This window comes from Fictibacillus sp. EA-CB0309 (genome assembly GCF_055814265.1).
This window is the reverse complement of the sequence record NZ_CP169271.1, coordinates 2,461,497-2,488,229: the sequence shown is the minus strand read 5'-3', so window position 1 is coordinate 2,488,229 and position 26,733 is coordinate 2,461,497. Positions and strand designations below refer to the sequence as shown.

At 39.0% G+C, this 26,733-nt stretch carries 26 protein-coding genes and 9 pseudogenes; 28 read left to right on the top strand and 7 right to left on the bottom strand.

Annotation, left to right across the window (positions count from 1 at the left end):
* The first annotated feature begins 58 nt into the window (after positions 1–58).
* From ACEWFH_RS13805 to pyc, 4 genes and pseudogenes are all read left to right on the top strand, one after another.
* Positions 59–328, top strand: coding sequence for an Fpa/YlaN family protein (locus ACEWFH_RS13805; RefSeq protein ID WP_373869433.1), 270 nt, complete (start codon positions 59–61; stop codon positions 326–328).
* A 517-nt stretch (positions 329–845) separates the two neighbouring features.
* On the top strand, positions 846–1,028 hold the full coding sequence (locus ACEWFH_RS13800) for a hypothetical protein (RefSeq protein ID WP_473724449.1): 183 nt from the start codon (positions 846–848) through the stop codon (positions 1,026–1,028).
* A gap of 5 nt (positions 1,029–1,033) precedes the next feature.
* Positions 1,034–2,010 (top strand): annotated as a pseudogene (locus ACEWFH_RS13795) (FtsW/RodA/SpoVE family cell cycle protein).
* A gap of 22 nt (positions 2,011–2,032) precedes the next feature.
* A pseudogene (pyc, locus tag ACEWFH_RS13790) lies at positions 2,033–5,474 on the top strand (pyruvate carboxylase).
* A gap of 274 nt (positions 5,475–5,748) precedes the next feature.
* On the opposite strand, the gene ACEWFH_RS13785 reads toward pyc, so the two are convergent.
* Positions 5,749–6,636 (bottom strand): COX15/CtaA family protein, encoded by an 888-nt coding sequence (locus tag ACEWFH_RS13785; RefSeq protein ID WP_473724448.1) that lies wholly within the window; start codon positions 6,634–6,636, stop codon positions 5,749–5,751.
* Between the two features lie 381 nt (positions 6,637–7,017).
* Between ACEWFH_RS13785 and cyoE the strand changes: the two genes are divergently transcribed.
* The 8 genes and pseudogenes from cyoE to ACEWFH_RS13745 all read left to right on the top strand — a co-directional run bounded on the left by cyoE (position 7,018) and on the right by ACEWFH_RS13745 (position 13,779).
* Positions 7,018–7,911: a heme o synthase gene (cyoE, locus tag ACEWFH_RS13780; protein WP_473727303.1), complete on the top strand. Its 894-nt coding sequence runs from the start codon at positions 7,018–7,020 to the stop codon at positions 7,909–7,911.
* 175 nt (positions 7,912–8,086) lie between these two features.
* Positions 8,087–9,105 (top strand): annotated as a pseudogene (gene coxB, locus ACEWFH_RS13775) (cytochrome c oxidase subunit II).
* Positions 9,106–9,136: 31 nt separating this feature from the next.
* Positions 9,137–10,981 (top strand): cytochrome c oxidase subunit I, encoded by a 1,845-nt coding sequence (gene ctaD, locus ACEWFH_RS13770; protein WP_473724447.1) that lies wholly within the window; start codon positions 9,137–9,139, stop codon positions 10,979–10,981.
* Complete coding sequence (locus ACEWFH_RS13765; RefSeq protein ID WP_473724446.1) at positions 10,981–11,601, top strand: cytochrome c oxidase subunit 3; 621 nt, start codon at positions 10,981–10,983, stop codon at positions 11,599–11,601. The genes ctaD and ACEWFH_RS13765 overlap by 1 nt, the downstream gene beginning before the upstream one ends.
* 4 nt (positions 11,602–11,605) lie before the next feature.
* Entirely contained in the window at positions 11,606–11,950 is a 345-nt protein-coding gene (locus tag ACEWFH_RS13760; protein ID WP_289495816.1) for a cytochrome C oxidase subunit IV family protein, read from the top strand.
* Between the two features lie 135 nt (positions 11,951–12,085).
* Positions 12,086–12,958 carry a cytochrome c oxidase assembly protein gene (locus ACEWFH_RS13755; protein WP_473724445.1) on the top strand — a complete coding sequence of 291 codons (873 nt, stop codon included), beginning with the start codon at positions 12,086–12,088 and terminating at the stop codon, positions 12,956–12,958.
* Positions 12,959–13,058: 100 nt separating this feature from the next.
* A complete protein-coding gene (locus ACEWFH_RS13750) occupies positions 13,059–13,292 on the top strand; it encodes a nucleotidyltransferase domain-containing protein (protein ID WP_473724444.1) in 234 nt (77 codons plus the stop codon).
* Positions 13,219–13,779 (top strand): hypothetical protein, encoded by a 561-nt coding sequence (locus tag ACEWFH_RS13745; protein WP_473724443.1) that lies wholly within the window; start codon positions 13,219–13,221, stop codon positions 13,777–13,779. Before ACEWFH_RS13750 ends, ACEWFH_RS13745 begins: the two co-directional genes overlap by 74 nt.
* A 29-nt stretch (positions 13,780–13,808) precedes the next feature.
* Here the strand turns inward: ACEWFH_RS13745 and ACEWFH_RS13740 are convergent, their stop codons facing one another.
* Positions 13,809–14,159 (bottom strand): YugN family protein, encoded by a 351-nt coding sequence (locus ACEWFH_RS13740; protein WP_473724442.1) that lies wholly within the window; start codon positions 14,157–14,159, stop codon positions 13,809–13,811.
* Positions 14,160–14,317: 158 nt separating this feature from the next.
* Between ACEWFH_RS13740 and ACEWFH_RS13735 the strand changes: the two genes are divergently transcribed.
* From ACEWFH_RS13735 to ACEWFH_RS13725, 3 genes are all read left to right on the top strand, one after another.
* Complete coding sequence (locus tag ACEWFH_RS13735; protein ID WP_473724441.1) at positions 14,318–14,746, top strand: CBS domain-containing protein; 429 nt, start codon at positions 14,318–14,320, stop codon at positions 14,744–14,746.
* Between the two features lie 134 nt (positions 14,747–14,880).
* Positions 14,881–15,357 carry a CAP-associated domain-containing protein gene (locus tag ACEWFH_RS13730; protein WP_473724440.1) on the top strand — a complete coding sequence of 159 codons (477 nt, stop codon included), beginning with the start codon at positions 14,881–14,883 and terminating at the stop codon, positions 15,355–15,357.
* Positions 15,342–15,911, top strand: a complete 570-nt coding sequence (locus ACEWFH_RS13725) for a CAP domain-containing protein (protein ID WP_473724439.1) — start codon at positions 15,342–15,344, stop codon at positions 15,909–15,911. Before ACEWFH_RS13730 ends, ACEWFH_RS13725 begins: the two co-directional genes overlap by 16 nt.
* A gap of 64 nt (positions 15,912–15,975) precedes the next feature.
* On the opposite strand, the gene ACEWFH_RS13720 is transcribed toward ACEWFH_RS13725, so the two are convergent.
* A complete protein-coding gene (locus ACEWFH_RS13720) occupies positions 15,976–16,437 on the bottom strand; it encodes a PaaI family thioesterase (protein WP_473724438.1) in 462 nt (153 codons plus the stop codon).
* A gap of 270 nt (positions 16,438–16,707) precedes the next feature.
* Here ACEWFH_RS13720 and ylbD point away from each other — a divergent pair.
* The 5 genes and pseudogenes from ylbD to ACEWFH_RS13695 form a co-directional block, all read left to right on the top strand.
* A pseudogene (ylbD, locus tag ACEWFH_RS13715) lies at positions 16,708–16,884 on the top strand (spore coat protein YlbD); the annotation flags it as partial.
* Positions 16,863–17,042 (top strand): annotated as a pseudogene (locus ACEWFH_RS13710) (hypothetical protein); the annotation flags it as partial. The pseudogenes ylbD and ACEWFH_RS13710, both read left to right, overlap by 22 nt.
* Before the next feature lie 6 nt (positions 17,043–17,048).
* Positions 17,049–17,321 carry a YlbE-like family protein gene (locus ACEWFH_RS13705; RefSeq protein WP_473724437.1) on the top strand — a complete coding sequence of 91 codons (273 nt, stop codon included), beginning with the start codon at positions 17,049–17,051 and terminating at the stop codon, positions 17,319–17,321.
* A 219-nt stretch (positions 17,322–17,540) separates the two neighbouring features.
* Positions 17,541–17,846, top strand: a complete 306-nt coding sequence (locus ACEWFH_RS13700; RefSeq protein WP_473724436.1) for a hypothetical protein — start codon at positions 17,541–17,543, stop codon at positions 17,844–17,846.
* Positions 17,847–17,959: 113 nt separating this feature from the next.
* Positions 17,960–18,394 carry a YlbF/YmcA family competence regulator gene (locus tag ACEWFH_RS13695; RefSeq protein WP_473724435.1) on the top strand — a complete coding sequence of 145 codons (435 nt, stop codon included), beginning with the start codon at positions 17,960–17,962 and terminating at the stop codon, positions 18,392–18,394.
* Between the two features lie 5 nt (positions 18,395–18,399).
* Here ACEWFH_RS13695 and ACEWFH_RS13690 read toward each other — a convergent pair whose 3' ends face one another.
* The gene (locus ACEWFH_RS13690) at positions 18,400–18,723 is read right to left on the bottom strand and encodes a hypothetical protein (RefSeq protein ID WP_473724434.1); all 324 of its coding nucleotides are present in this window, start codon (positions 18,721–18,723) and stop codon (positions 18,400–18,402) included.
* Between the two features lie 67 nt (positions 18,724–18,790).
* Here ACEWFH_RS13690 and ACEWFH_RS13685 point away from each other — a divergent pair, with 67 nt between their 5' ends.
* A complete protein-coding gene (locus ACEWFH_RS13685) occupies positions 18,791–19,066 on the top strand; it encodes a YlbG family protein (RefSeq protein ID WP_473724433.1) in 276 nt (91 codons plus the stop codon).
* Between the two features lie 330 nt (positions 19,067–19,396).
* Here the strand turns inward: ACEWFH_RS13685 and ACEWFH_RS13680 are convergent, their stop codons facing one another.
* Positions 19,397–19,774: a DUF7147 family protein gene (locus tag ACEWFH_RS13680; RefSeq protein WP_473724432.1), complete on the bottom strand. Its 378-nt coding sequence runs from the start codon at positions 19,772–19,774 to the stop codon at positions 19,397–19,399.
* 338 nt (positions 19,775–20,112) lie between these two features.
* Between ACEWFH_RS13680 and rsmD the strand changes: the two genes are divergently transcribed.
* A complete protein-coding gene (gene rsmD, locus ACEWFH_RS13675; RefSeq protein WP_473724431.1) occupies positions 20,113–20,667 on the top strand; it encodes a 16S rRNA (guanine(966)-N(2))-methyltransferase RsmD in 555 nt (184 codons plus the stop codon).
* 22 nt (positions 20,668–20,689) lie between these two features.
* A complete protein-coding gene (gene coaD / locus ACEWFH_RS13670) occupies positions 20,690–21,178 on the top strand; it encodes a pantetheine-phosphate adenylyltransferase (RefSeq protein ID WP_473724430.1) in 489 nt (162 codons plus the stop codon).
* Positions 21,179–21,215: 37 nt separating this feature from the next.
* On the opposite strand, the pseudogene ylbJ reads toward coaD, so the two are convergent.
* A pseudogene (gene ylbJ / locus ACEWFH_RS13665) lies at positions 21,216–22,389 on the bottom strand (sporulation integral membrane protein YlbJ); the annotation flags it as partial.
* 124 nt (positions 22,390–22,513) lie between these two features.
* On the opposite strand from ylbJ, the pseudogene ACEWFH_RS13660 reads away from it, so the two are divergent.
* A pseudogene (locus tag ACEWFH_RS13660) lies at positions 22,514–23,307 on the top strand (patatin-like phospholipase family protein).
* Positions 23,297–24,337: pseudogene (locus tag ACEWFH_RS13655) on the top strand (SepM family pheromone-processing serine protease). The pseudogenes ACEWFH_RS13660 and ACEWFH_RS13655 overlap by 11 nt, the downstream one beginning before the upstream one ends.
* Positions 24,338–24,609: 272 nt before the next feature.
* On the opposite strand, the pseudogene ACEWFH_RS13650 reads toward ACEWFH_RS13655, so the two are convergent.
* A pseudogene (locus ACEWFH_RS13650) lies at positions 24,610–25,823 on the bottom strand (nucleotidyltransferase).
* A gap of 141 nt (positions 25,824–25,964) precedes the next feature.
* On the opposite strand from ACEWFH_RS13650, the gene ACEWFH_RS13645 reads away from it, so the two are divergent.
* From ACEWFH_RS13645 to rpmF, 3 genes are read left to right on the top strand one after another with little or no spacing between them, the layout of a single operon-like run.
* Positions 25,965–26,258: a YceD family protein gene (locus ACEWFH_RS13645; protein ID WP_473724429.1), complete on the top strand. Its 294-nt coding sequence runs from the start codon at positions 25,965–25,967 to the stop codon at positions 26,256–26,258.
* Positions 26,164–26,511, top strand: coding sequence for a YceD family protein (locus tag ACEWFH_RS13640; RefSeq protein ID WP_473724428.1), 348 nt, complete (start codon positions 26,164–26,166; stop codon positions 26,509–26,511). Before ACEWFH_RS13645 ends, ACEWFH_RS13640 begins: the two co-directional genes overlap by 95 nt.
* Before the next feature lie 24 nt (positions 26,512–26,535).
* The gene (gene rpmF / locus ACEWFH_RS13635) at positions 26,536–26,709 is read left to right on the top strand and encodes a 50S ribosomal protein L32 (protein WP_066240492.1); all 174 of its coding nucleotides are present in this window, start codon (positions 26,536–26,538) and stop codon (positions 26,707–26,709) included.
* Positions 26,710–26,733 lie beyond the last annotated feature (24 nt).

Sequence of the window (26,733 nt, the reverse complement as noted above, 5' to 3'; positions counted from 1 at the left end):
CCTTTATATTTAAAGGTAGAAATCGTGGCGAACGGAGGGATGATCATTGTCAGCTGAGATGGCAACTGGACATCGGGAAAGGGCATTTGAACTCTTAAAAGCAGATGCAGATAAAATCCTGAAACTAATTGAAGTTCAAATGGAAAACTTAACAATGCCACAATGTCCCCTCTATGAGGAAGTATTGGATACGCAAATGTTTGGTTTATCCCGTGAAATAGATTTTGCAGTCCGTTTGAACCTGGTCGAAGAAGACGCAGGTAAGAAGTTATTAGAGTCGCTAGAAAAGCAGCTTACTGCTTTGCACGATGCTTCAATGAAAAAATGATACACACCCAGTCCGATAATACACTTGGACTGGATTTTTTTATATACATAACTTCGTGTTGTTGTTTTGAAAGGAGTTGATTTCCGTTTCAGGTGCTCGCTTTCCGCGGGGCGGGCGGTGAGCCACATTCATAACGTTTCACTTTTAAGTGTCTCACCTGCCCGTCTGTCCCGCAGCAGTCTCCCACCTTACACTCCAATCAACTTGTCAAAGAAGCGAATGGACAAAAAATTAAAAAGTAACAATACTTTAGAAAACAAAACTGTGTAAATTCTTTGAAGGGTGCTTCCTCGTCGCATGCCCCAAAAGCTTCTCAGGTTGGAGACATTCACCGGACACTCCATTTAACTTTTCAATCGAGACAAACTTTTAGAAAAAAGCCTATTCAAAAACAAGACACACCCAACGAAACATTATAAGAAGCTGATCTTTCAGAGTTGAATCAGAAATAAAAAAGGTTTCTGTGATACAATATCTAATAATTATAAAGATACAGACTTCGACAGAGAGGAGAAAGGTGAACAACGTGAAAAAAGCAGTAAGACCCTATGACTATTCTTTGATAGTAGCCGTACTATTATTGTGCAGTGCTGGATTAGTCATGATCTACAGCGCAAGTATAGGGGTAACGATCAATAAGTATGATTACAGCAGCAGTTTTTCTTCACTAGACAACTTATCTTTTTGCTTGCTGGAATAGGGCTTATGTATTTTACGATGAGATTCAACGTCCAAATCTATAAAAAGCTCATGATGCCTATCGTATTGGTATCTATCCTTGTATTGATTGCAGTATTGTTGTTTGGCCGAGAAGTAAATAATGCGAAAAGCTGGCTTTACATAGGTCCGATTGGTATTCAGCCCGCAGAATTTATAAAGTTAACACTGGCCATTTACTTAGCTGCTATCTACTCAAAGAAACAAGGCAAAATGAATGATATTAAAAAGGGATTATTCCCCCATTAACCATTTTCGGCATCATGTTTCTGTTGATACTAATGCAACCCGATTTAGGGACAGGCATAATCGTATCAGGTGTAGCAGGAATCATCCTATTTTGTTCCGGGATTAAATTTAAGCATATTTTCTCTATGGCGGCTTTAGCCGGAATTGTGGGTCTAGGATTGTTTTTTCAATTAAGTGATGAACAGCTTTCCCGTTTTGATGCTGCATATGCTCCGTTTAAAGATCCTGCAGGTGATGGGTACCAGCTTGTAAATGGATATATATCTATAGCTGCAGGTGGAATGACAGGTTCTGGTCTAGGTGAGAGCATTCAAAAATACGGCTTTCTGCCTGAACCACATACTGATTTTATAATCGCGATTATTGCGGAAGAACTTGGGTTTATCGGAGTCTTTTTAATCATTATGTTATTAGGGTATATCGTATTAAAAGGCTTTTGGATTGGAATGCAAAGTAATGATACATACACAAGTCTATTAGCATTCGGTATTTCTGGTATGATCGGCATCCAAACGGTCGTTAATCTTGGAGCAGCTGTAGGGTTGCTTCCCATTACAGGAGTACCGCTGCCGTTTATTTCCTACGGGGGCTCATCCCTTCTTTTGTTTCTAACATCGATGGGAATTCTTATAAACATATCTGCAAAAGTAAATCTGAACAAAAAAGTACCTGACAAACAGCCTGAAGTAAATAAAAAGATAAGAGCTATTATGTAAAGGTAAAAGGAGAGGAACTTGTATGAGCAGAAAAATCAGCAAAGTCTTAGTAGCAAACCGAGGAGAAATTGCAATCCGAATTTTCAGAGCGTGTACAGAACTGGATATTCGAACAGTAGCTATATACTCAAAGGAAGATACGGGTTCTTATCATCGTTATAAAGCGGATGAAGCTTACCTAGTTGGTGAAGGAAAAAACCAATCGATGCTTATCTAGACATTGAGGGCATTATCGAAATTGCTAAAACAAACGGTGTTGACGCCGTTCACCCCGGATACGGCTTTTTATCCGAAAACAAAGAATTCGCAGAACGCTGTCGTGAAGAAGGCATTGTTTTTATTGGGCCTGATGAAAAGCATCTAGATGTATTCGGAGATAAAGTAAAAGCAAGACAGGCTGCAATCGATGCAAACATTCCAGTAATACCTGGAAGTGACGGCCCTGTTAACAGTCTTTCTGAAGTGAAGGATTTTGCAGATGAACATGGTTTTCCAATTATTATTAAAGCGTCTATGGGTGGCGGCGGACGCGGAATGCGCATCGTCAGAAATGAGAACTCTTTAGCGGAAAGTTATGATCGTGCCAAATCTGAAGCGAAAGCGGCATTTGGTAAAGATGAAGTTTACGTTGAAAAATTTGTTGAACAACCAAAACATATCGAAGTACAAATCCTTGGAGACCATGAAGGAAACCTTGTGCATTTATACGAACGTGATTGCTCTGTACAAAGAAGACATCAGAAGGTTGTAGAAGTTGCTCCAAGTGTTTCGTTAAGTGATGAACTTCGTTATGCAATCTGCGATTCTGCTGTATCCTTGATGGAGCATGTCGGTTATATCAATGCGGGAACAGTAGAGTATCTTGTTACCCCAGATGGGAATTTTTACTTTATCGAAGTAAATCCTCGGGTTCAGGTTGAACATACCATTACAGAGATGGTTACCGGAATCGATATTGTACAGTCTCAAATTTTAATTGCTCAAGGGTTATCACTACATGGAAAAGAAATCGGAATTCCAAAGCAAGAAGATATATATTGCCATGGATATGCCATCCAATCCCGTGTTACGACAGAAGACCCAGCCAATCAATTTATGCCGGATACAGGGAAAATAATGGCTTATCGTTCTGGCGGAGGTTTTGGGGTGCGTCTGGACGCAGGAAACGGATTCAGGGTGCGATAATCACACCATTTTATGATTCCTTGCTTGTAAAAGTTTCTACATGGGCATTGTCATATGAACAAGCGGCTTCCAAAATGCTAAGAAACTTAAAAGAGTTCCGTATTCGTGGTATTAAAACGAATATTGCTTTCCTTGAAAATGTTGTAACACACAAAAAGTTTTTATCCGGAGATTATGATACTTCGTTTATTGATACAAGCAGCGAACTTTTCGTTTTTCCGAAGCGTAAAGACCGAGGAACCAAGATGCTTTCTTATATTGGTGCTACAACCATTAATGGTTTTCCGGGACTTCCAAAGCAGGAAAAACCTTTATTTGATAAGCCGCGTATTCCAAAGCTTAAAGTTTCAGAGCCTATTCCAAATGGTACAAAACAGCTTTTAGATGCTGAAGGACCAGAAGCTGTAGCACGGTGGGTAAAGGATCAAAAGAAACTATTGCTTACAGACACTACGTTCCGTGATGGTCATCAATCACTGCTAGCGACACGTGTTAGAACGAACGATCTTCTTCACATTGCCGAACCGACTGCTAGAATGTGGCCAGACATGTTTTCTCTGGAAATGTGGGGCGGAGCGACGTTTGATGTATCTTATCGCTTCTTAAATGAGGATCCGTGGGATCGACTCATAAAACTTAGAGAAAAAGCGCCGAATGTTTTATTCCAGATGTTACTAAGAGCTTCGAATGCTGTAGGCTATAAAAACTATCCGGACAATGTTGTTGAGGAGTTTGTGAAAAAGTCTGCTATGGCAGGAATTGATGTTTTCCGTATCTTTGACAGCCTAAACTGGGTAGAAGGTATGAAAGTAGCAATCAGAGCCGTTCGTGAAACAGGTAAGATTGCAGAAGCAGCCATTTGCTATACAGGAGATATTCTGGATTCAAGCCGAACGAAATATGATTTGAACTATTATGTGAATCTAGCAAAAGAATTAGAAGCAGAAGGTGCTCATATTCTTGCGATTAAAGATATGGCAGGTCTGTTAAAACCTCAGGCTGCTTACGATCTTGTATCTGCACTTAAGCAATCGATTGATATTCCGATTCACCTTCATACGCATGATACGAGCGGAAATGGTATTTACACGTACGCAAAAGCAGCAGAAGCCGGTGTAGATATCGTGGACGTTGCTGTAAGTTCTATGGCTGGACAGACATCTCAGCCGAGTGCCAACTCTCTTTATTATGCATTAGCAGGTAATGAAAGACAGCCCGACTTAAATATTGATCATGCTAAGCAACTATCTTCTTACTGGGAAGATATTCGAAAATATTATTCTGGTTTTGAGAGCGGTATGACTGCCCCTGATCCAGAAGTTTACGAACATGAGATGCCAGGTGGACAATTCAGCAATCTTCAGCAGCAAGCAAAAGCTGTTGGCCTTGGCGACCGCTGGGATGAAGTCAAGCAAATGTATCGCAGAGTGAACGATATGTTTGGTGATGTCGTTAAAGTAACTCCTTCTTCCAAAGTGGTTGGAGACATGGCTCTCTATATGGTTCAAAACAATCTCACGGAAGATGCTGTTTATGATCGAGGTGACTCACTAGATTTCCCTGACTCAGTTGTAGAGTTCTTCCAAGGATACCTTGGGCAGCCGTATGAAGGATTTCCAAAAGAACTGCAGCGGATTATCTTAAAGGGTAGAGAACCGTTAACTGTAAGACCAGGAGAGCTTTTAGAAGCCGCTGATTTTAATGATATAAAAGAAACATTGTTCCATAAGATCAACCGTCAAGTGACAAGTTTTGATGTATTAGCATATGCATTATATCCAAAAGTCTTTTTAGATCGTGAAAAGATGTATACTCAATTTGGAGACATCTCTGTTCTAGACACACCTACATTCTTCTATGGGATGACCCTTGGTGAAGAGATTGAGGTGGAGATCGAGCAAGGAAAGACGCTAATCGTTAAATTGGTATCAATTGGCGAGGCACAAAACGATGGTTCAAGAGTTCTTTACTTTGAGCTGAACGGTCAATCCCGTGAAATCGTGGTTATTGATGAAAGTGCTAAAGTTACGGTATCTGCTAAGCAAAAAGTAGATCCGTCCAATCCTTCACAGATTGGTGCAAGCATGCCTGGAACAGTTATAAAAGTTCTGGTTGAAAAAGGGGAAAAAGTTAAAAAAGGTGATCATCTTATGATCACAGAAGCAATGAAGATGGAAACGACAGTACAAGCTCCATTTGACGGAACAGTTAAAGAAATTTCTGTTCAAAACGGTGAAGGTATTGCGGCTGGAGATCTGCTTATCGAATTAATCAAATAAGGATGGTTTCTGAAATATCGTTGCTGTTTTTAAAGGTGTTTTGTATTTCTTCTTTGATAAGTTGATTGGAGCGCAAGGTGTGAGACTCCTGCGGGACAAGCGGTCAGGTGAGACCCTTAAGGCGCGAAGCGGCAAGGGGCTCACCGCCTGCCCCGCGGAAAGCGAGCAACCTGGAGCGGAAATCAACCACCTTTAAGAGCAACGTAGTTTTAGTGAAAACATCCATGAAAAACATAAAAAGACCAAGGCGCCATTAAAACGCCTTGGTCTTTTGTTATTTTCGATAAACAATCAATACTAAATAGCTCAACGTACCAAACAGGAAAGAAATAATCAAACCATGTGATAGAGCAACAAACAAGTTCAAGTTTGAAAGCACGATCATAATACCTGATACAGCTTGCAAGATGACAAATAGTAAAGCAAACTGAAAACCTTTATTCACAACCTTCTGGTCACTGTAATGCTTTCTTGCATGATACCAAGAATACGCAATCCACAAGAATAGTACGATCGCAGCGATTCTATGCATCAAATGTATGCTAGCTTGTGAGCCTAATGTTGCGAGTACAGAACCGTTACAAAGAGGAAACTCAGGACCGCAGCCCATGCTAGACCCGGTATGTCTTACTAGAGCTCCTGTGTAAACTACAGCGTACAAATAGACAAATAACCAGTAGATGTTCTTTTTGAATCCTGAAGACACCTTAGCAATAAAAGGCCGGTCGCGGTCTTCAAATGAAAGAATCGCTAACAGCAGTACACTTGCAAACGAAACAAGTGAAAATCCAAAGTGAGAAGCAAGCACAGCTGATGACTGACTCCAGATAACAGCTGCTGCTCCTAAAAGCCCTTGAAGGACGATAAAGAACACTGCAGAGCCTGCTAGGATTTTAATTTCTTTTTTATGCGGTTCTCGTCTCCATGCCCATATAGCTAAAATGATAACTAAGATTCCGAGCCATGCAGAAACGAAACGATGACTTACTTCAATGATGGTTTCAAGTTTAGGTGCCGTTGGCAATAGTTCTCCATAACAGAGAGGCCAGGAATTTCCGCAGCCATCACCGGAATCTGTTTTTGTTACAACAGCTCCCATGAGTAAAACGAGCAACATACCAAAGGTAGTAATAATAGAATAGATTTGATAAGCTCTTTTCAATTCATTCACCTGCTTTTTTTGTCCTATAACCGTTCACAAATTTGTAATATTTTCAACTAGTAATACAGACACCCCGATAGTACAAATAATATAAGAAGTTGTCTATATTAGTCGAAGTATACAAAGCACTTGTTTTGTTTTATAATGTTAGAGGACATTTTCTTTATATATCACTATCCTATCATATAGGTAAAACGTTCTACTTTACATATTGTGAACAGATAAAGACATTTTTTTACCGTTGATTTTAGAGTCAAGCCCATATAGAATGAATGAGGGCTTAAATAACAACAAAAGAAAGATTTGGAACATTTTACTCTAAAAAAGGAGGTGTATCTGTTGAGCAAGACTTCAACTGCATATGAAGCCGCTAACAAAGTAATGGAACCTGGACCGCTTTCAGAAGCGAACCCGACAGGCACCTGGAAAGATTTTTTGACCATTGCAAAACTTGGAATCGTTATGAGTAACTTAATCACGACATTCGCAGGATTTTTCTTGGCCTTAAAATATAATGATTTATTATTTTCAGAGAACATCGTTACCTTAATTCTTTGTGTATTAGGTGCAGCATTAGTTATAGCGGGAGGCTGCTGTTTAAATAACTATATTGATAGAGATATTGATCAGCTTATGGAACGAACGATTGAGCGTCCGACAGTGACTGGCAGAATCAATCCGAGTCAAGTACTATGGGTTGGTATTATTCTATCCGCAATCGGGACAGTTATGCTGGCTATGACGACTCTAACTGCAGCTGTAATAGGACTCATCGGACTCTTCGTATATGTTGTTGTATATACGATGTGGTTAAAACGCACCCACTCTATTAATACGGTTGTCGGAGGTATATCAGGTGCAGTACCGCCGCTAATCGGTTGGGCCGCAGTTGACGCAAATCTTCACTGGGTTGCTTGGATTTTATTTTTAATTATGTTCTTATGGCAGCCGCCTCGCTTTTTAGCTCTTGCTATGAAGCGCTGTGAGGATTATAGAAATGCAGGTATTCCAATGCTTCCGGTTGTATCCGGATTTGCACTTACCAAACGTCAGATGATTTGGTATGTGGCGGCTTTGATACCAGTGTCTCTTTACCTGTTCGACTTTGGTGTTGTCTATTTAGTCTTGGCTGCCGTTTTAGGAACGGGCTGGCTGATCCTAGCACTTTCAGGGTTAAAGACGAAAGATGATATAAAATGGGCTCGTATGATGTTTGTGTACTCCTTGAACTACATGACGATTATGTTTGTAGCCATGATTCTAGTAAACATATAGAAATTCTTACCGGAACAGCGCTTGAATTGTGCTGTTCCTGTAATTGCCTTTACATAAAAGGGCTTTCATAAAAAGCTATTTAGCTATTTCCATTCAAATAAACATTTATTTGAATTGAATAGAAAGAACATTCAGTCAAAACAGACTACAACGAGAAAGTGGGGTATATGTAGTGATGAAAAAATGGCTACAAAAAGGGCGTTTTCTTTCCTTATTTGCCATGTTGGCTCTTCTTTTGATGGGGTGCGGAGATCCGACTCTATCGGCTTTAATTCCGCAAGGTGAAGTTGCTGACAAACAGTTCCAGCTGATGCTGATCTCTATTAGTATTATGATTCTGGTTCTAGTGGTAGTTTTCGTTCTTTATGCATTCGTATTATTGAAGTTTAGAAAGAAAAAGGGTGATAACTCTACACCTAAGCAAGTGGAAGGTAACCACATGCTTGAATTATTATGGACAGTTATTCCGATTCTTTTGCTTATCATCTTAGCTGTACCAACTGTTATGAGAACGTTTGAATTCTCTGCAGATGCAAAACCAGCATCAAAGAATGAATTAAGCATTAAAGTTACGGGACACCAATACTGGTGGGAGTTTGAGTATCGAAAGAAGAACTTATTACATCTCAGGAGTTAGTTTTGCCTGCAGATACAAAAGTACACGTTGAATTATCATCTGCTGATGTTATTCACTCTTTCTGGATTCCTTCACTTGCTGGTAAAACAGATACAAACCCTGGTGATAAAAACAAGAACTATATGTGGTTTGAAACTGGAAGCCAGACAGATGTTGTGTATAAAGGGAAATGTGCTGAGCTTTGTGGTGCATCACATGCATTAATGGATTTCAAAGTTAGAGTAGTTTCTAAAGAAGACTATAAGAATTGGGTTGCGGGCTTTAAAGCGGCTGACGATAAATCTTCTGCTAATGCTAACGGACAACAAGTCTTTGAAAAGAACTGTTTATCTTGTCACGCTGTTGGACAAAACGGTGGTAACACAGGCCCTAGCTTAACTGGTTTTGGGGATAAAGACCGTATTGCAGGGATCTTAGAACATGACAAAGATAATCTGAAGAAATGGATCAAGGATCCTCAAGAAGTAAAACCAGGCAATAGCATGCCTAAGGTTAACCTTTCTGATGAGGAAGTTGATGCAGTTGCAGATTACTTGTTAGGTCTTAAATTGAAATAGTCTTAAGCATTGCAAAAAAGGAGGTTACACCGTGGCAACTCACGAAAGTCACAAAAAGAGAAGTGGGTTAATGGATTGGCTCACTACCGTTGACCATAAAAAGATCGGTATTTTGTATCTTTTGGCAGGTGGCTTCTTCTTCTTAATTGGAGGACTCGAAGCTATATTAATGCGTATTCAATTAATGGAACCAGATAGCAAGATTTTCACTGGTGAACTTTATAATCAATTATTAACCATGCATGGAACGACGATGATCTTCTTGGCAGCCATGCCGATCATCTTCGGATTTATGAATGCGATCGTTCCTTTACAGTTAGGAGCTCGTGACGTAGCGTTTCCATATGTAAACGCAGTCGGTTTTTGGTTATTCTTCTTCGGAGGAGTGCTCTTAAACTTAAGCTGGTTCTTAGGTGGCGCTCCTGAAGCTGGATGGACAGCTTATGCACCTCTATCAACGGTAGCTGAGGATACTGGGGTAGATTTCTATGTCCTTGGTCTTCAGATCGCTGGGGCAGGAACACTTGCAGGGGGAATTAACTTCCTTGTAACGATCATTAACATGCGTGCACCGGGAATGACGTTTATGCGTATGCCGTTGTTTACTTGGGCATCATTTGTTACTTCTGGACTTATCTTATTCGCATTCCCTGCACTTACAGTTGGATTCTTCCTTCTTATGTTCGAACGTGTATTTGATGCTAATTTCTTTAATCCAGACATGGGTGGTAATATTTTAATCTGGGAACACATTTTCTGGATCTTTGGTCACCCGGAAGTATACATTTTGATTCTACCTGCATTTGGTATTATCTCTGAAGTTATTTCTACATTCTCAAATAAGCGCTTGTTCGGTTACAGCGCGATGGTTTTTGCAACAGTTTTAATTGGATTTTTAGGATTCATGGTTTGGGTTCACCACATGTTTACTGTTGGTTTAGGGCCTGTAGCAAACTCTATTTTTGCCGTAGCAACTATGGCAATCGCAATTCCTACTGGTGTAAAAATCTTTAACTGGATCTTCACAATGTGGGGCGGACAAATTCGTTTCTCTACAGCAATGCTTTTTGCAGTAGGATTCGTACCAACTTTCGTAATGGGTGGGGTTACAGGGGTTATGCTTTCTGTTCCTGCAGCTGACTATCAGTACCACGATAGTTACTTTGTAGTAGCTCACTTCCACTATGTAATCGTTGGTGGTCTGATTTTAGGTTTATTTTCAGGGTTATACTATTGGTACCCAAGAATGTTTAACCGCGTTTTAAATGAAACACTTGGAAAATGGAATTTCTGGCTGTTCTTTATTGGGTTTCACTTAACGTTCTTCCCGCAGCACTGGTTAGGACTAATGGGTATGCCTAGACGTGTTTATACATATATGTCTGGACAAGAACTTGACGGAGCAAACTTTGTAAGTACGATCGGTGCTATCTTAATGGGTGTTGGAACAATTGTTCTTTTCATCAACATCATTATTTCAGCGTCATCTAAATATGCAACAACAAAAGATCCTTGGGATGGCCGTACGTTAGAGTGGGCTATGCCAGTTCCAACACCAGAGTACAACTTTGCACAAACTCCACTTGTTCGTGGTCTTGATGCATTGTATGTTGAAAAAACAGCTGGTAACGGAGAAATGACACCTGCAGAACCTGTAGGAGAAATTCACATGCCAAATGGATCAATTCTACCATTTATTTTATCTCTAGGCATGTTTATTTCTGGATTTGGCTTCATCTATGCGAACTGGATCGTAGCAGGGGCTGGTTTAGGACTCGTGTTAATCACAATGTTCCTACGTTCTGTTATTGATGATCATGGTTATCATATTCATAAAGAAGAAGTTGAAGCAGACATTAAAGGGGGTAGAGCTTAATGAATGCTGGAGAACGTTTAACAGATGCTAATTTCCCTGCTCATCCTGAAAAAGCTACCCTTGAAGGTAAAAATAAATTTTTAGGATTCTGGCTGTTTCTTGGTGGAGAGACTGTACTATTTGCAACACTTTTTGGGACGTATCTTGGTCTTAGAAATATGCATTTAGATGGTCCATCTGGGGCAGAATTATTCTCACTGCCATTAGTATTTTTAGCAACAATGCTGCTTCTAACAAGCTCACTAACGAGTGTGTATGCAGTACTTTCATTAAAACAAAACAAAGTACGTTCTTTGCAAGGCTGGTTTCTCGTAACATTATTATTAGGTCTTGGATTCCTAGGTTTAGAAATTTATGAATTCATACATTATGTTCATGAAGGACATACATTTACTAGCTCTGCATTCGGTTCTGCTTTCTATACACTAGTTGGTTTCCACGGAGCCCACGTATTGTTTGGGATTCTTTGGATCACAACATTGCTGGCTAGAAACTGGAACAGAGGTATTACATTAGCTAACGCACCTAAGTATTATTTGTTTGCTCTATATTGGCACTTTGTCGATGTTGTATGGGTATTCATCTTTACAGTTGTTTATCTAATGGGAAAGGTAGGTTAAACTCATGGCTAATCACCAACAGAACCCTGAAACTACCGTTCATCGTCACGAGGAGATTCAGCGTAAACTTGCCTTGAAAGAGGAGCGTAAGCATCATAACGTTTCTTTTATCATGATGATTCTTTTAACGATCGTTGCGTTTTTTGCGATCTGGAGTGACAAAATCAGCGATTCGTTTGCTGTATTGTTTATTCTTACATTGGCTGTTGTTCAAGTATTCTTCCAGCTATATGTTTGGATGCACTTAAGCCACAAAGGACATGACTTCCCAATCTGGGGCATGGCAAGTGGTATACTTGTTGCAGCAATTACAGTAGCTTCCTTAATGGGACTTATTTGGACATCGTAATCAAGGAAGGGCTGCATCTAGTATGCAGCCCTTTTTACATGTTACAAAATTACGAATTGTCACTATAATTCCATTACAAGTACCCAAAAGACTGGTATAGTAATATCGGGTACTTTCTAAAAGGAGATGACAGACATGCACCATAATCACCATGTTCATCATACTAGTTTAAGTGACTATAGCTGGTACGAACTATATCCGCCTTTTATATATATTGTGGCAATTATTCTTGCTTTTGTTTACTTCCGATGGATCATTCGTGGGAATAAGGCCGAGAACTTAGCAAATGGATGGCAAAAAGCAGCAATGTCAGCTGCATTAGTATTATTAATTATTATTAAAGGTACTCCTGTACAAGTTTTAGGGCACAATTACTTATTTAGTGTACATATGGTACAGATGGCTGTCCTATATTTAATGATTGCACCACTCATGATTCTTTCAGTTCCTGAAGTAAAGTGGAGCAGCTGGTTGAGTAAGAAATCTGTTTTAACTCGTATTTTTCATTTTCTAACGAAACCGCTAATTGCGTTACTCGTTTTTAATACCGTATTCTCTCTGTATCATATTCCACTAGTGTTTGATGCAGCTGTTTCAAACCCTGTTATTCATTATAGCTATCATGCCTTACTGCTTCTAACTGCTTTCACGATGTGGTGGCCAGTTCTTTGTCCGGTAAAAGAGCTTGATTCGTTGTCGGATATTAAAAAAATTGGATACGTCTTTGCCAACGGTGTATTAATGACACCTGCATGTGCTCTGATTATGTTTGCTGATTTTCAGCTTTATGAAACATACAGGAACGTACCACAATTGTTTGAAACGATGACACCAAAAGAAGATCAGCATGTCGGCGGTGTTACGATGAAAATTTTCCAAGAAGTCATTTATGCATTCGTACTTGGTTTAATCTTTTACAGATGGGTTAAAAAGGAACGTATTCGTGATAAAGCGGATCTGGACATGATAAAAAGACAAAACAATCGTTTAAACCCTGAATTAAAATAACCGGCACTTGCTGGTTATTTTTTTGTTTGTAAAAAAAGAAAAAACACTGTTCATGTAGAATATATAATGAAAAGCCAAGTAAAGAAGGGGAAGAGATACCATGAGAATCAGCGCAAGACAAGCAGCCAAAAAATTTATAGAGTCTCACTATCCGAACTGTGAAGTCGCATATTTGGCTGGAAGTGTAGTTAGAGGAGAAGAAACGGAAAGTTCAGATTTAGATATTATTATCATTGATAGTTCAGTAGGAGAATCATACCGTGAATCACTTACGGAGTATGATTGGCCGATTGAAGTTTTCGTTCATAACATGTTTACATACAAAAACTTTTAAACAAAACATAGATCGAGCAAGGCCATCTCTTCCGCAAATGTGTGCTGAAGGTATTATCTTATGTGATAAAGGACATGCATCACGAATCAAAAACGAAGCTCTTCAGTTATTAAAAGCTGGACCTACTCCCTGGAAAACGGTTGAGATCGAACAAGCCCGTTATCATTTGACAGACCTTCTGAACGACCTCGAGGGTTCAACAAACGCTCTAGAAGATCTATTTATAGTTTCTAAACTTGCAGATCACACACATGAATTTGTTTTGCGTGTTAACGGACATTGGATTGGAGAAGGAAAGTGGATTCTTAGAGCTTTGAAAGAATACAATGAAACATTTGCTGAACAATTTGCTTCTGTATTTGATAAATACTATTCAAGCCGTACAAAGACAGGGGTTATTCAATTTGTCGATGATGTAATCGCTCCATATGGAGGCCGTCTTTTTGAAGGGTATTCCTCTCATTCAGCAGATCGTGCAGCAGAATAGAAAAAATCCCTCATCGCTGAGGGATTTTTTTATACGTGCAATTCGCTATGTAACGCTTCGATTAATTTGTTGCATTGGTTAACAACGTGTTTAGGAAATTCTTCGTCATACTCAACACCATGCGGATAATAGTGTTTTCCTAAATAAGGTGTTCCAAGTTCAACCTTTGCATGAGGTGTTTCTGTTTCTGCTTCAATGACATGACAAGGGAATCGGAAATAATAAACATCGCCATTCGTCATATCTTCAAATTTGTAATCGTATGTAATACGCTCATAGTCCCATTGGCCTGCGCGGATCATTCCATGGCTATCCATCACATGTTCTAAAAGTGAGAATTCAATAACCTTCCCGTTTAAGCCGCTTTCTTCAAATTTCATTGTGAAACCTCCTAGGAATTCAATAAAGAAATAATAATCACTTCTTAATGATATTATGAAAGCGCTAAAGATGCAATCATTGTCAAAACGATGCATATTTGTTTTTCTTTCGTAAAGCATAAGGAAGAAGAAATTCGATTAATCTGGAGGTAATCATTTTGAAGAAAATAAGCGATATTATGACAAAAAATGTAGACTATGTTACTCCTCAAGACAATGTGTATGAAGTAGCTGTGAAGATGAAGAACGACAACGTAGGCGTTATCCCTGTTTGCGAAAACGATCAGGTAATAGGTGTCATCACAGACCGCGATATTGTGATTCGAGGGGTAGCTGAAAAGCGTCCTGGATCTGCAAGGGTTACAGATGTTATGAGTGACCATTTATATACAGGGTCAGCAGATATGACTGTTCAAGAAGCTGCTGAACTCATGGCAGAAAAGCAAATAAGAAGACTACCAATCGTTGAGAACAATAAACTTGTTGGTATTATCTCTTTAGGAGACTTATCATTAGCTAAAGAAAGCAATTCTGCTGCAGGCCATACGCTATCCGAAGTTTCTGATCAAAGAGATCAATTACAATAAATTATGTCAAATAGCATACTACACCTAGAGCAGCCCAAATTATATTTGGAGCTGCTTATTTTTTAAACCAATAATCCAAAGCGAATCTCTCTATGCTAAACTAAGATTAGATGAAACACATAGGGGGAACCATTATGCGAGGATTGGTGACTTTTTTCCTATCCGTACTTATTTTAATTGGTATATTTTTTTATGATCTGCTGCCGGAATTTTCGCTTCAAGAACAAGAACCTAAAACGAAAATTGAATACATAGAAGAGTCGGTGAAAATTCCTGATGACGCTGTGTCCAATTGGATAGGCAAAGATATAGCTGCATTTGAAAAACAGTGGGGTGAACCTGAAAGGATTGATCCATCCAGTTATGGATACGAATGGTATATCTACGGAAATAAAAGTCCAAAAGGATACCTTCAAGCAGGTGTGGAAAACGGAAAAGTAGTAACGTTGTTTGTCATTGGATCTGAAGTCAATACAAATCCATTTACTATAGGTGAAGATTCAAACAAAATCATTCAGAAATACCCGATAGAAAGTGATATCACAATTAATGATGGAGAAGACTTTTTAGATTCGAACTGTCTGAACAAGAGGTTATGCTTAGACCTTTAATTAAAGTAGGAGAAAAAGTTTGGGTGCAACTTTATTTTGACAAGTTTACTAATAAGTTATCGAGTGTCAGGTATACAACTTCAGATGTTTTATTAAAGCAAAGACCATATTCAATCGTTTATCGAGGAGATCTGCCGCCAGTTCAACAATTAACGGAAGAAGAGCAGAAGAAAGTGGATCAATCAGAGGAACAGCAAGTATTTGAGTTAACTAACATTGTGAGACTCAAATATGCTAAGAACCCGCTGGAGTGGGATGAGCTTACGTCAGAAGTTGCTTTTATGCACTCAAAAGATATGCTGGATCAACAATATTTTTCGCATGAAAGCAAAGATGGCAGAACACTTTCTGACAGGCTGCAGGAAAAAGAAGTGAAATTTTTACAAGCCGGAGAAAACATTGCGGCTAATTACACAGATGCAGCAGCGGCTGTAGAAGGCTGGATGAACAGTGAAGGCCATCGAAACACGATGTTAAATGATGAATATACTCACTTAGGTGTAGGGGTAGATAATAAATATTACACTCAAAATTTTTTAGTTCCTATGAAGTAAAAAGATGAGCTGACTCAAAAAATGAGTACAGCTCTTTTTTAGTTGCTATGTTTTTTATTGCCTTTTATTCAGATAATTTAAAGAACGTACCGGTAGCAGATGCAATTAAAATTCCTTTTTCGTTTCTGACTTTTCCATCCATCCGAACTAATTGTCTGCCGTTATGAACCACTTCTGCTCGGCAAATGAATAACTCTCCAACCCCTGGTGTTAGAAAGTCTACTTTTAGCTCAACTGTTACAGCTCCTCTTTTATTTCCTGGTACTAGACTTGCCATCGTCCCCATTAATGTATCTAAAAGAGTTGCAGTCAGCCCGCCATGCACGATTCCGATTGAATTATCTAATAGCGGTGTATTTGGCATCTCCATCTCGAGTACGTGATCATCAATCCTTTTTGTTTTCAACTGTAATAAAGAAGCAATATGTGTAAGGCTTGTTTTTTCTCTTTTGCCTTTAGGCTGTTTAGAAATAGTTTCATGGCCTCTTGTTCTTGAATAGTACTGTTCTCTATAAACGCGTTCCACTCTTCTTTAATATCCAATGGTGTATCCCTCAATCTTTTTTTATTTATTGTACCTTTTTAGGCGGATGAGAATAAAGTAAACAGAATTAACTTTGCAATTATTTTAAAAATGGGCGCACCAATTTATGGGCACTTATGTATCATGTAGTAAAACATGATTCGTCAGTGGATGGCTGGGGGTGGATTCTGTGGTAAAGACTGATATTGAAAGTTTCAAGGAGTTTGTGCACAAACATCCTGAATTAATAAGGGAAGTTAAAAGAATAAAAGGCCCTGGAAGGAAGTTTATCAGGATTGGATTGTTTTAGGTGAAGAACACGAGAGCTGGAATCAATATGCAAAAGAAAAAGCTGAAGAAAAAGAAGTAAATGAAAAAAGCAAGAAGAACGTTCAAATACACAAAAAACAAGAACCGATCTCACTGTTGGAGATATCGTTGCTGGTTTAAGTAAACTACAAATTACAGATGTACAGAAATATTTATCGCAATTTGGAAGTCTTATGGACGCCGTTCAAGAATTATTACAGCAATTTAACAATCAGTCTGACAGACCGAACCAGCTGCCGGAAAATAGAATGAACGATTATCCTTCTTACAAAGATTAAAAGGATGTGTGCGGTGTGCGAAGAGAAATATTGGAGTACTTAAACACAAGGCCAGACCTTAAATATTATATTAGAGAAAAGCCTGAGTGGTATAGAAAGCTAAGTCGAAACCCATTTTCAGTTTCTGAACTGGAAGAGGGGGCAAAAGGTATTTTATGGCCGCACATTTGGTCAGAGAGTAGATCGTTTTCATCAGCAGCTGCAGAACTTTGGATTGCTTATGGAACTGATCTCTGTAATGGGCGAAGTGAAACAAGAGGATGCTCCTTTTCCAAATGATTTTCAGCCCATGCCAGATCCATTAAATAATGGGGAATGACGGATAAAGTGATATAAAATGGAAAAAACTATCTCTAGAAGGAGTGGTTTTTTTCATGAACAAGAAGAAAAAAGTATTTATGCAATTGGGTTACTAGCTCTTCTCATGGTAACAGTTTTTACTTTGAATAATAAACAAACAGATACGAAAAAGCTGAAACCATACAACCTAAAGCTGTAGTGGCATCTCTTTATCCTTTGATGGAGAAGGATTGGGCTGTTAATTATCATGTTAAAAAACAGCGCATCTATATCGAAAATATCATTCCAAGGTTCTCATTTCAAGGCAGCCTCGCTAAAACTCCAGGTAGTCAGGATGGTTACATTGCGGTTTTTGTTAATAATAAATGGAAGATGAATGCCAATCAGTCAATGTTTATTCTAAATAAAATGAGTCCTGGTAAACACAAGATTACGTTGCAGTTAAAGAAAAAGGATGGATCGAATTACGGATTAAAGAAAAATATAGTGGTGCACATTCATTAACTCTTCTTGCTTAGAAGAGTTTTATTTTTTCTAATAAACAGCTATGCTTTTAACTCCATTCATTATCCGCTATAATAGATAAGAAACCTCATACCTAAAGGGAGGTGTGACGTATGAGTTTAGACCAAGTTGTATTGCTGGAAGAATCTTTATCATTAGCTGAAATGGTTTCTAAATCCAGTGTTGCAATTGCATATAGAGAGTCAAAATATATTTTGGAGCAAGATGCTGAGGCACAGAAAATGATTGCTCGTTTTGCCAAAATGAAAGAGCAATATGATGAAGTTCAGCGATTCGGAAAATACCATCCTGACTTTCATACTGTTTCTACACAAGTTCGAACCCTGAAAAGAGAACTGGATTTTCACGAAACAATAGCTCAGTTCAAAAAATCAGAAATAGAACTTGAGAATTTATTAATGGAGTGCAGCAGAATAATTGCTGACAGTGTATCACAGCAGATTAAAGTCCCAACAGGAAATCCATTTTTTGATGAGAGTTCATGCAGTGGTGGATGTGGTTCAGGCGGATCTTGTGGATGTGCATAAGCTTATTAATTATCTTTAAATCGTATGCAGTCAAAACACAAGTTTCCGCAGCAGAACATTTTTTCTTGAGGAACTAAAAATCGCATACGATACACATAAAAATTTTCTTCGGACCTGACAAAATAGAGGTTCAGAGTTAGCCGTTTCCCTTTCATTGCTTTTACAGCATGTTTTTTTACAGCGTCTGTCGACTGATCGATCGATACATGTGGAGAAACAGTTACATATAAGAAAGGGATTCCGGCCATTAATTTCTTTTCAACAAAAATGATTGCGGGATCAAGTTTCAGTCGATCAATAAAATTTTCCCAAATGGTGTTTAAGTCCAAGATACATCACATCCTAATGAGTGATTTGTTGATGTTTGAATACAGTATAATAAAAGGGGCTTTATTTATGATAGGTAATCGTCGTGGACTCTCTGTTTTTCTTCATTCTTTAAAGTTTTCTAAACAGCTTAGACGCTATGGCAATGTTCATTATGTGTCAAGAAGGCTGAAATACGCTGTTCTTTATTGTGATGGCAATAAAATAGATGAAGTAGCAGCAAAGCTTGAATCATTGCATTTCGTTAAAGAGGTAAAAAGGTCCCATAAACAAGAGATTAAAACAGAGTATGAAAGCAAGATTGTTGATAAAGCAAAAGAGTATGATTATAAGATGGGTATTTAAAAAACAGGCAGGCTAATTAAAAAGCTGCCTTTTTTATGCTCCTTTGTTGGCAATGAAAGAGGTTGAGCTCCGTTCCGGGTGCTCGCTTTCCGCGGGTGTGCGGTGAGCCTTCTAGGCGTTATGCACCATTAAAAGTCTCACCTGTCCCGCTTCAATGAAAGTATGCTTGTTCCTGCGTCTACGAGCAAATGCTACCGCTGTGAGCTTCCTCGTCGGATGCCTTGCTTGAAGATTATCATGTGGTTGGCACGCACCTTCCACTCCGATCAACTTGAAAATGAAGAGTAGAATGATAAAGACTTTTTCAACAATTTTTGAATGCGTGCCTATTTATGATAAAGGTGGAATTAGATAATTTAATCGTAAAATTCCGGTTAAATAGTGAAAGAAAAGTTCCGTTTCTGCAAAATCTGTTGAGGGCTTTACGTCAAATGTTATCACTTCTTTATTTAATTCAGCGGCCTTTGCCTCAAACAAATCAATCCGCTTAGACGGATATGGAACTCCTTCTCGACAGATATATAGCGGCTGGAACTTTCCCTGTGAAGCTGGGTGAAGGACCACAACAAGTGACGAATACACTTTATCTTCTTTCTTAACTTTTAGACATAGTAACTGTGAAACACGGTCTTTGTTAGTTTCCATGATCTCTAGAAGTTCATAAAGATCTGAATACCCTTCTCCAAGCTCAATAAATCGTTGAATCATCGTTCATTCCCCTTTCTATAAAACAATGTAGCACAATCATTTGTGAGCTTAAAGGCTTTTTTAGCATGAAAAAAACCTGCAGCAAAAACTGCAGGTTGCCTTTAAAACAAAATCACTTCTGTTCAAAGGCGATGGGAGAGGAGAAACCGGATGAAGAACTTATGGGGAGTAAGTCTTCTCCGCGGTTGGCAACAACATCGTTCGTTGATGTTGTTATAAGTAGTATGACCTCATTTAAATTGCCTTATACTTATAAGAAAAAGATTTGATTGTTTGAATACACGAATACTTGTGATAGGATTAGTAAGGGAAAACGGATAAAGAATTGAGTGAAAAACGTGAGAGTAATTGCAGGAGAATGTAAAGGAAGACCACTTAAAGCTGTCCCGGGTACAACTACTCGTCCAACGACAGATAAAATCAAAGAATCCATATTTAATATGATCGGCCCTTTTTTCGATGGGGGAGTTGGTTTAGATTTATACGGAGGCAGCGGCGGACTTGGGCTTGAAGCGTTAAGTCGTGGGATGGAGCACTTTATTTTTATCGATAAAGATCAGAAAGCCATACATACGATTAAAGAGAATATCAAACAATGCAACTATGATGAGAAAACAGAAGTCTATCGCAATGACGCGAAGAGAGCATTGAAAGCGCTTCATAAAAGAGAGCTTCAGTTTAATATGATTTTTCTTGATCCCCCATATGCCAAACAGATGTTAATGAAAGATATGGAGGAAATTGATAAGTTGCAGCTGCTTTCTGCTGATGGGCGTATTGTAGCTGAACATGGGACTGATGTTACACTTCCAGAACAGATTGGGAGTTTTCATATGATCCGACAGGAAACGTACGGAAAAACAACAACGATAACGATTTTTAAACGTCATTAAGACAATTCATGAGGTGAAGATTATGCCAACGACTGCGGTCTGTCCTGGTAGCTTTGACCCTGTAACGCGAGGTCATTTGGACATTATTAAAAGAGGCGCAACTGTTTTTGACGAAGTAATTGTAGTAGTAGCAAATAATCAAAGCAAAGATCCATTGTTTTCGGTAGATGAAAGAATCGTACTTTTAAAAGAGGTGACTAAGCAGTTTCCTAACGTAAAAGTAGACTCGTTTAATGGACTTTTAATTGATTACGTGAAAAATATAGGAGCCAATGTAATTCTCAGAGGACTTCGAGCTGTATCTGATTTTGAATATGAGATGAAAATCGCTTCCATCAACAAAAAGTTAGATGATGAAGTAGAAACGTTCTTTATGATGACAAACAATCAATACTCCTTCTTAAGTTCAAGTATCGTGAAAGAAGCCGCGAAGTATCATGCGAATGTATCTGATCTTGTTCCGGAAGTTGTAGAGGAAGCCTTAAAAGAAAAATATAACAGCCCCCGTTAAATGCGGAGGCTGTTTTTTTCATTAGATTTCGGTTCCATAATAGGATCGACAGCAATAAGAACCCTAATGTTACATAGTGGCTGTGTGCAAGGGCGAGCATGCCGAATTCTCCGAAGTTCTCACTTTTTTCTGTAAGATAGGCAAAAGCTGGAGCAGCACTGCTTTTAACGTGATACAAATAAGGGAATACTATAAGGCATATAGAAGCAGATATAAATCCGTGCATGATTCTGGCAATAAAGAATGGTCTGAATTTAATATCTGTATCTGCAAGAATACTAGCAACTTGTGCTTGAACAGAAAGCCCGCTAAATGCAAGGATAAAACTTACAATAACAGCTTGCTGCAATATAGACGATTGTGCAAGACTGGTTAGATTGCTGCCTAACGTAATTTCAAATATTCCTTTAATCAGAGGCAGACTCAGTGTTTCGGAGAGGGAGAACAGTAAAAAGACATAATTAAGTATATTTGAAAGCAGCTCTGCAACATGAAGAAGGTCCATCATCTTACTCAATACGGAAAATAGGATAATAAACCCTCCAATCATAAGGAGTGTTTTAGTGGATTGCTGAACGGCGTCTCCGAGCAGTTGTCCGATCGGTCGATTATCCGCTAACCGGGCTTCATGCATATGTTTGAAAGCATTTTTTAAGCCTTTTCCTCTGTATCTTTCTTCGTTTGTCTGGGGCTCTTTTTAAAGCCGTGAAATCTCATGATAAGACCAACGAAAAAATTGCCTAAATAGTGGCTCACAGCAAGAACAATTCCGAGCGCAGCATTATGAAAAAAGCCAACTGCAATGGCGCTGAACATGAATAAAGGATTTGAACAGTTTGTAAACGATACGAGGCGTTCTGCTTCAAGAGTTGTGATTTGTTTTTGGTGCCATAACCGTGCCGTTAGCTTTGCTCCAGCTGGAAATCCTGACGAAATCCCCATTGCCCAAACAAATCCCCTGAACCTGGTACACGAAAGAGGGGACGCATAAGGGGTTCAAACAATACACCTATCAGATGTACGACTCCAAGCCCCATCAATACCTCTGATAAGATAAAAAAAGGCATTAAAGAAGGAAATACAACGTCCCACCACATTTTCAGTCCGTTTACAGATGCCATGTATGTTTCTTTTGGGTATATTATTATAGAAATAGCTATAACGATTGCAGAAGCTGACATTACCAATGTTTTTAAATAGGCTTTATTCATAAGGGAGTACTCCTCTCACCAAAATTCCACAATGCTTACTTGTCCTCATCCTTATTTATACGTATAGCTACACTCTTTAGACCATATGTTAAAAAAGACGGTGCTTCTAAAGGAGGAGCAAAGGATGAAAGAACCGAAAATCGGACTTGCTCTTGGATCTGGCGGTGCCAGGGATTTGCGCATCTTGGGGTTGTAAAGGCTTTAAGAGAAGCTCAAATTCCTATTGATATGATTGCGGGCAGCAGTATGGGAGCTCTAGTTGGAGCAATGGTATGTATGGGCTATAGCGACGAAAACTTATACCGTATGGCAACACTTTTCAAAAGGAAATATTATATGGACTATACCGTCCCTAAGATGGGATTTATTACGGGAAAAAAGATTAAAGAATTAGTGAGACTGCTTACAAAACAAAAACACATCGAACAAACAGATATACCACTGGCAATTGTGGCCACCGATCTATTGCTTGGAGAAAAGGTTGTTTTCAGATCAGGCCCGATAGCAGATGCTGTTCGTGCAAGTATTTCAATACCTGGCATATTAGTTCCTGAAAAAATTGATGGAAAACTGTTAGTGGATGGCGGAGTAATTGATCGTGTACCCGTATCAGTAGCTAGAGAGATGGGAGCAGATCTTGTGATCGCCGTAGATATTTCTCATTTCAAAGCCGAACTGCAAGTTTCTTCTATTTTTGATGTAATTATTCAAAGTATAGATATCATGCAGCGTGAGATGGTTCGCTGGCACGAAATTTCTGCAGATATTATGATCCGTCCGATGGTCGAGCAGTTCAGTTCTACAGCTTTTAAAGACGTAAATGATATAATGGCAATTGGGGAAGAAGCTGGAAGAAAACAGGTGCCTAAAATTTTAGAAAAGATCAACAAGTGGAAGGAGTCTTCGCATGACCATTGAAAAAGAAGGGAAAAAGAAAAACTTTTTCTCTCAAAACAAACTTATCATTTTGTTTTTACTCATATTTGCATTCATTGCATTTTATCCACTCCCTTACTATATAACCTCTCCGGGGGATGCAAGGGTTTTAGATCCCATCATAAGTGTGGATGGTGGAGATAAAGACGAGGGAGTGTTCATGCTTACTACCGTTTCAGTTGGAACAGCGAACATACCGCAATACATATGGGCAAAACTTAGCGACTATCGTGAAGTAATTCCTGCTGATGAGATTAGAGCAGAGGATGAAACAGATGAAGAATACAATCAAAGGCAGCTGCAGATGATGGAAGATTCACAGCATGCTGCAACAATAGTAGCTTATCAACAGGCAGGAAAAAGGTAGACATTCAATATCACGGTGTTTATGTGACAGGGATCATGTCTGGAATGCCTGCTGAAAAAGCTGAAAGTCGGAGATAAGATTATAGCAGTTGACCGTAATCCTGTTATGGAAACTAAAAAACTGCTGGATGTTCTAGCTCCTAAAAAAGCGGGAGATGCAGTAGATTTAACCATCCTTCGCGGCGAAAAGAAAATGGATGTGAGTCTAAACATTGAGCAATTCCCGAAAAAGTATATTCAAGACGAGGGACCTAAAGCAGGATTAGGCATCACCTCTCCTGTAGCTGATGTTTCAATCGAAACGGATCCGAAAGTGAAAATCGATACATCGCAGATAGGAGGACCATCTGCTGGTTTAATGTTCACGCTAGAAATTCTAGATCAGCTTAACGAGGACGATCTGACACATGGCAAGAAAATCGCAGGTACCGGTACGATGGACCTGCAAAAGAACGTAGGTCCAATTGGTGGCATACAGCAAAAGATTGTAGCAGCTGATGAGGCAGGTGCAGAGATATTCTTCGCACCAGTTGAAGGAAATAACTATAAAGATGCTGTTAAAGCACAAAAAGATATAGGGTCCAAAATGAAAATTGTTCCTGTAAAAACATTAGATGATGCTTTAGAGTATTTGGAGAAGTTATAAGAAGTTATAAGATAAGAAGTTATAATTAAGTATAGGATGCAGAGGACCTTGTAAGCGGCTTCTGCATCCTTTTTTTGATTTTGTTTTAAGCTCGTTCAGCAGGATTTATCCGAGCTGAACGAGCGATTCTCAGCTTTTATGAGCGATTCTCAGCTTTTATGAGCGATTCTCAGCTTTTATGAGCGATTCTCAGCTTTTATGAGCGATTCTCAGCTTTTATGAGCGATTCTCAGCTTTTATGAGCGATTCTCAGCTTTTATGAGCGATTCTCCTCATTTCACTATAACAGGCGGCGTATTGAATTCCTCTTTCTCAGCGGATATCTTATTCACCAGTGACCCTTGGGCGTAAATGAGTGACGTTCTGGCTTCCATTCGCAGTCCTGGAAAGTCATATTTTGAAACCGTCGTCACCAATGGAAGTTCCAATGATTTTTTGACTGAACTTAAATATTTTTGCCCGTTTTCAGTCATTCCTAAAACACGAATATACTCAGGAGTTGATGCTAAAAGTTGATGCATCTCCTCTTTTTGAATTTTATTCAATACATGAAGGCATGCCCGCTGCAATCTCGTCCAAGTGTAGCGTTTTGTTTTTAAAAGGGTCATAAAAGATTTAAAACTGTCAGTTGACTTTATTGCTTCCATCATTCTGTATTCCAATCCTTCTTCTACTTCATAGTAGCTGTTTATTTCTGAAGGACTTGAAGATAATAGTTGATAACGGAGTAAGGGGTAGAAACGCTCCCAATTCATTAATGTGCCTTTTTGTTGTTTATACTCCAAAATTAAGTCATAAGTGAAAGAAGGCATATAGTTTTCAGCTTTACGAATATCGTCGGAGAAAATGGCTTCCCGTATTGCAGTAGCACTCGCGATATTTCCCTTGCCTAGCACGATATCATGGTAATCTGCGTTCTTTCTCTTTATAGTCAGCGGTTTAATGTCATTACCAAGCTCGCGGCTAGCACGTATGTACTCAAAACCCAAAATGTTGTTCGGTTTACTAAGGTCCAGCGGAAGAGGTGTATGAAGAGCTTCAAAAGCCTTGGCTGCGGCCGCAGGATAAGAAAAGCCATCTGACATATAGTTGCGAATGTTTGCTTGATAAGCATCTTGTTGCGAGTCTAAAGAATCGTGTGTTTTATTAAATACGCTTATATCCCCGGACTCGCTGCCGAAACAAAAAGATTCTGCACCTAATGCCCGGAGTAAAAAGATGCTGCCATAAGCGAAGCGGGGTGCATGGCTTGTTGCAAAAGAATATGGAAGTTCAATAACGAGGTCAGCTCCACCTAATAACGCCATTTTTGTTCGTTGCCATTTTGATAAAAGAGCCGGTTCTCCACGTTGAAGAAAATTCCCGCTCATAACAGCGATCACACACTCAGCATTTGTTTCTTTTTTGTTTCCTGCAAATGATAGTAATGTCCATTGTGAAACGGATTATATTCTACAACAACACCTGTTGCTTTCAACAGTTCCACTTCCTTTTAAGTGTTACATTATACTTGTTTACATTGTACTAAAAAGAGTTTAGAATCAAAAGTGTCACTGTAAAGATATAATATTGACATTTTATATTTTGACCGATATAATTACTACTGTTGCCTTGAGGTGATAAAGACATGAAATGGTCACTACAAGAAATTAAAAATTTTTACCGTAAACCGTTAACGTTTGAACAAAATGTTGATGCGAGCGGAGTGATGGAAAAAGACCCGGAGATCAGAAGCGTTGATCCTGTTCACGTAGAAGGACATGCAGATGTAACTCAGCAAAAAGCCACTTTTTACTTAAACATAAAAGGAAAAATGGTGTTGCCATGTGCCAACTACACTGGTAGATGTGGAATTTCCATTCTCGGTAAAAACGACGGAAATTTTTATTTTCGATCCGAACTATACGGAATACGAAGATGAAGAAAGCCTTCACAAAGTTGAAGGACATTACGTTGACCTTCTCCCTGTCATCGAAGAGCATATTTTGCTTGAAAAACCGTTAAAAATTACGGCTGCTGATGTGACAGACAGTCCAGCTCCTCTAGAAGGAAAAGGATGGCAGAGGGTTACGGAAGAAGACATGAAGAACCGGGTTGACCCGCGTTTAGAAGGTCTAGCTAAATTTTTGACGAAGACAAAAAGTGAAAGAATAGGTTATAATGATTCTTTCTAGAACCTTTAAGGAGGTGGATACAAAATGGCAGTACCTTTTCGCAGAACTTCTCAAACTCGCCAAGCGAAGCGTCGTACACACTACAAGCTTTCCATGCCTGGTATGGTAAAGTGTCCACAGTGCGGAGAATACAAGTTATCTCACCGCGTTTGCCGTGAGTGTGGATCTTACAAAGGAAAAGAAGTAGTAAGCAAGTAATGAAAAACAGGGAGCTATAGGCTT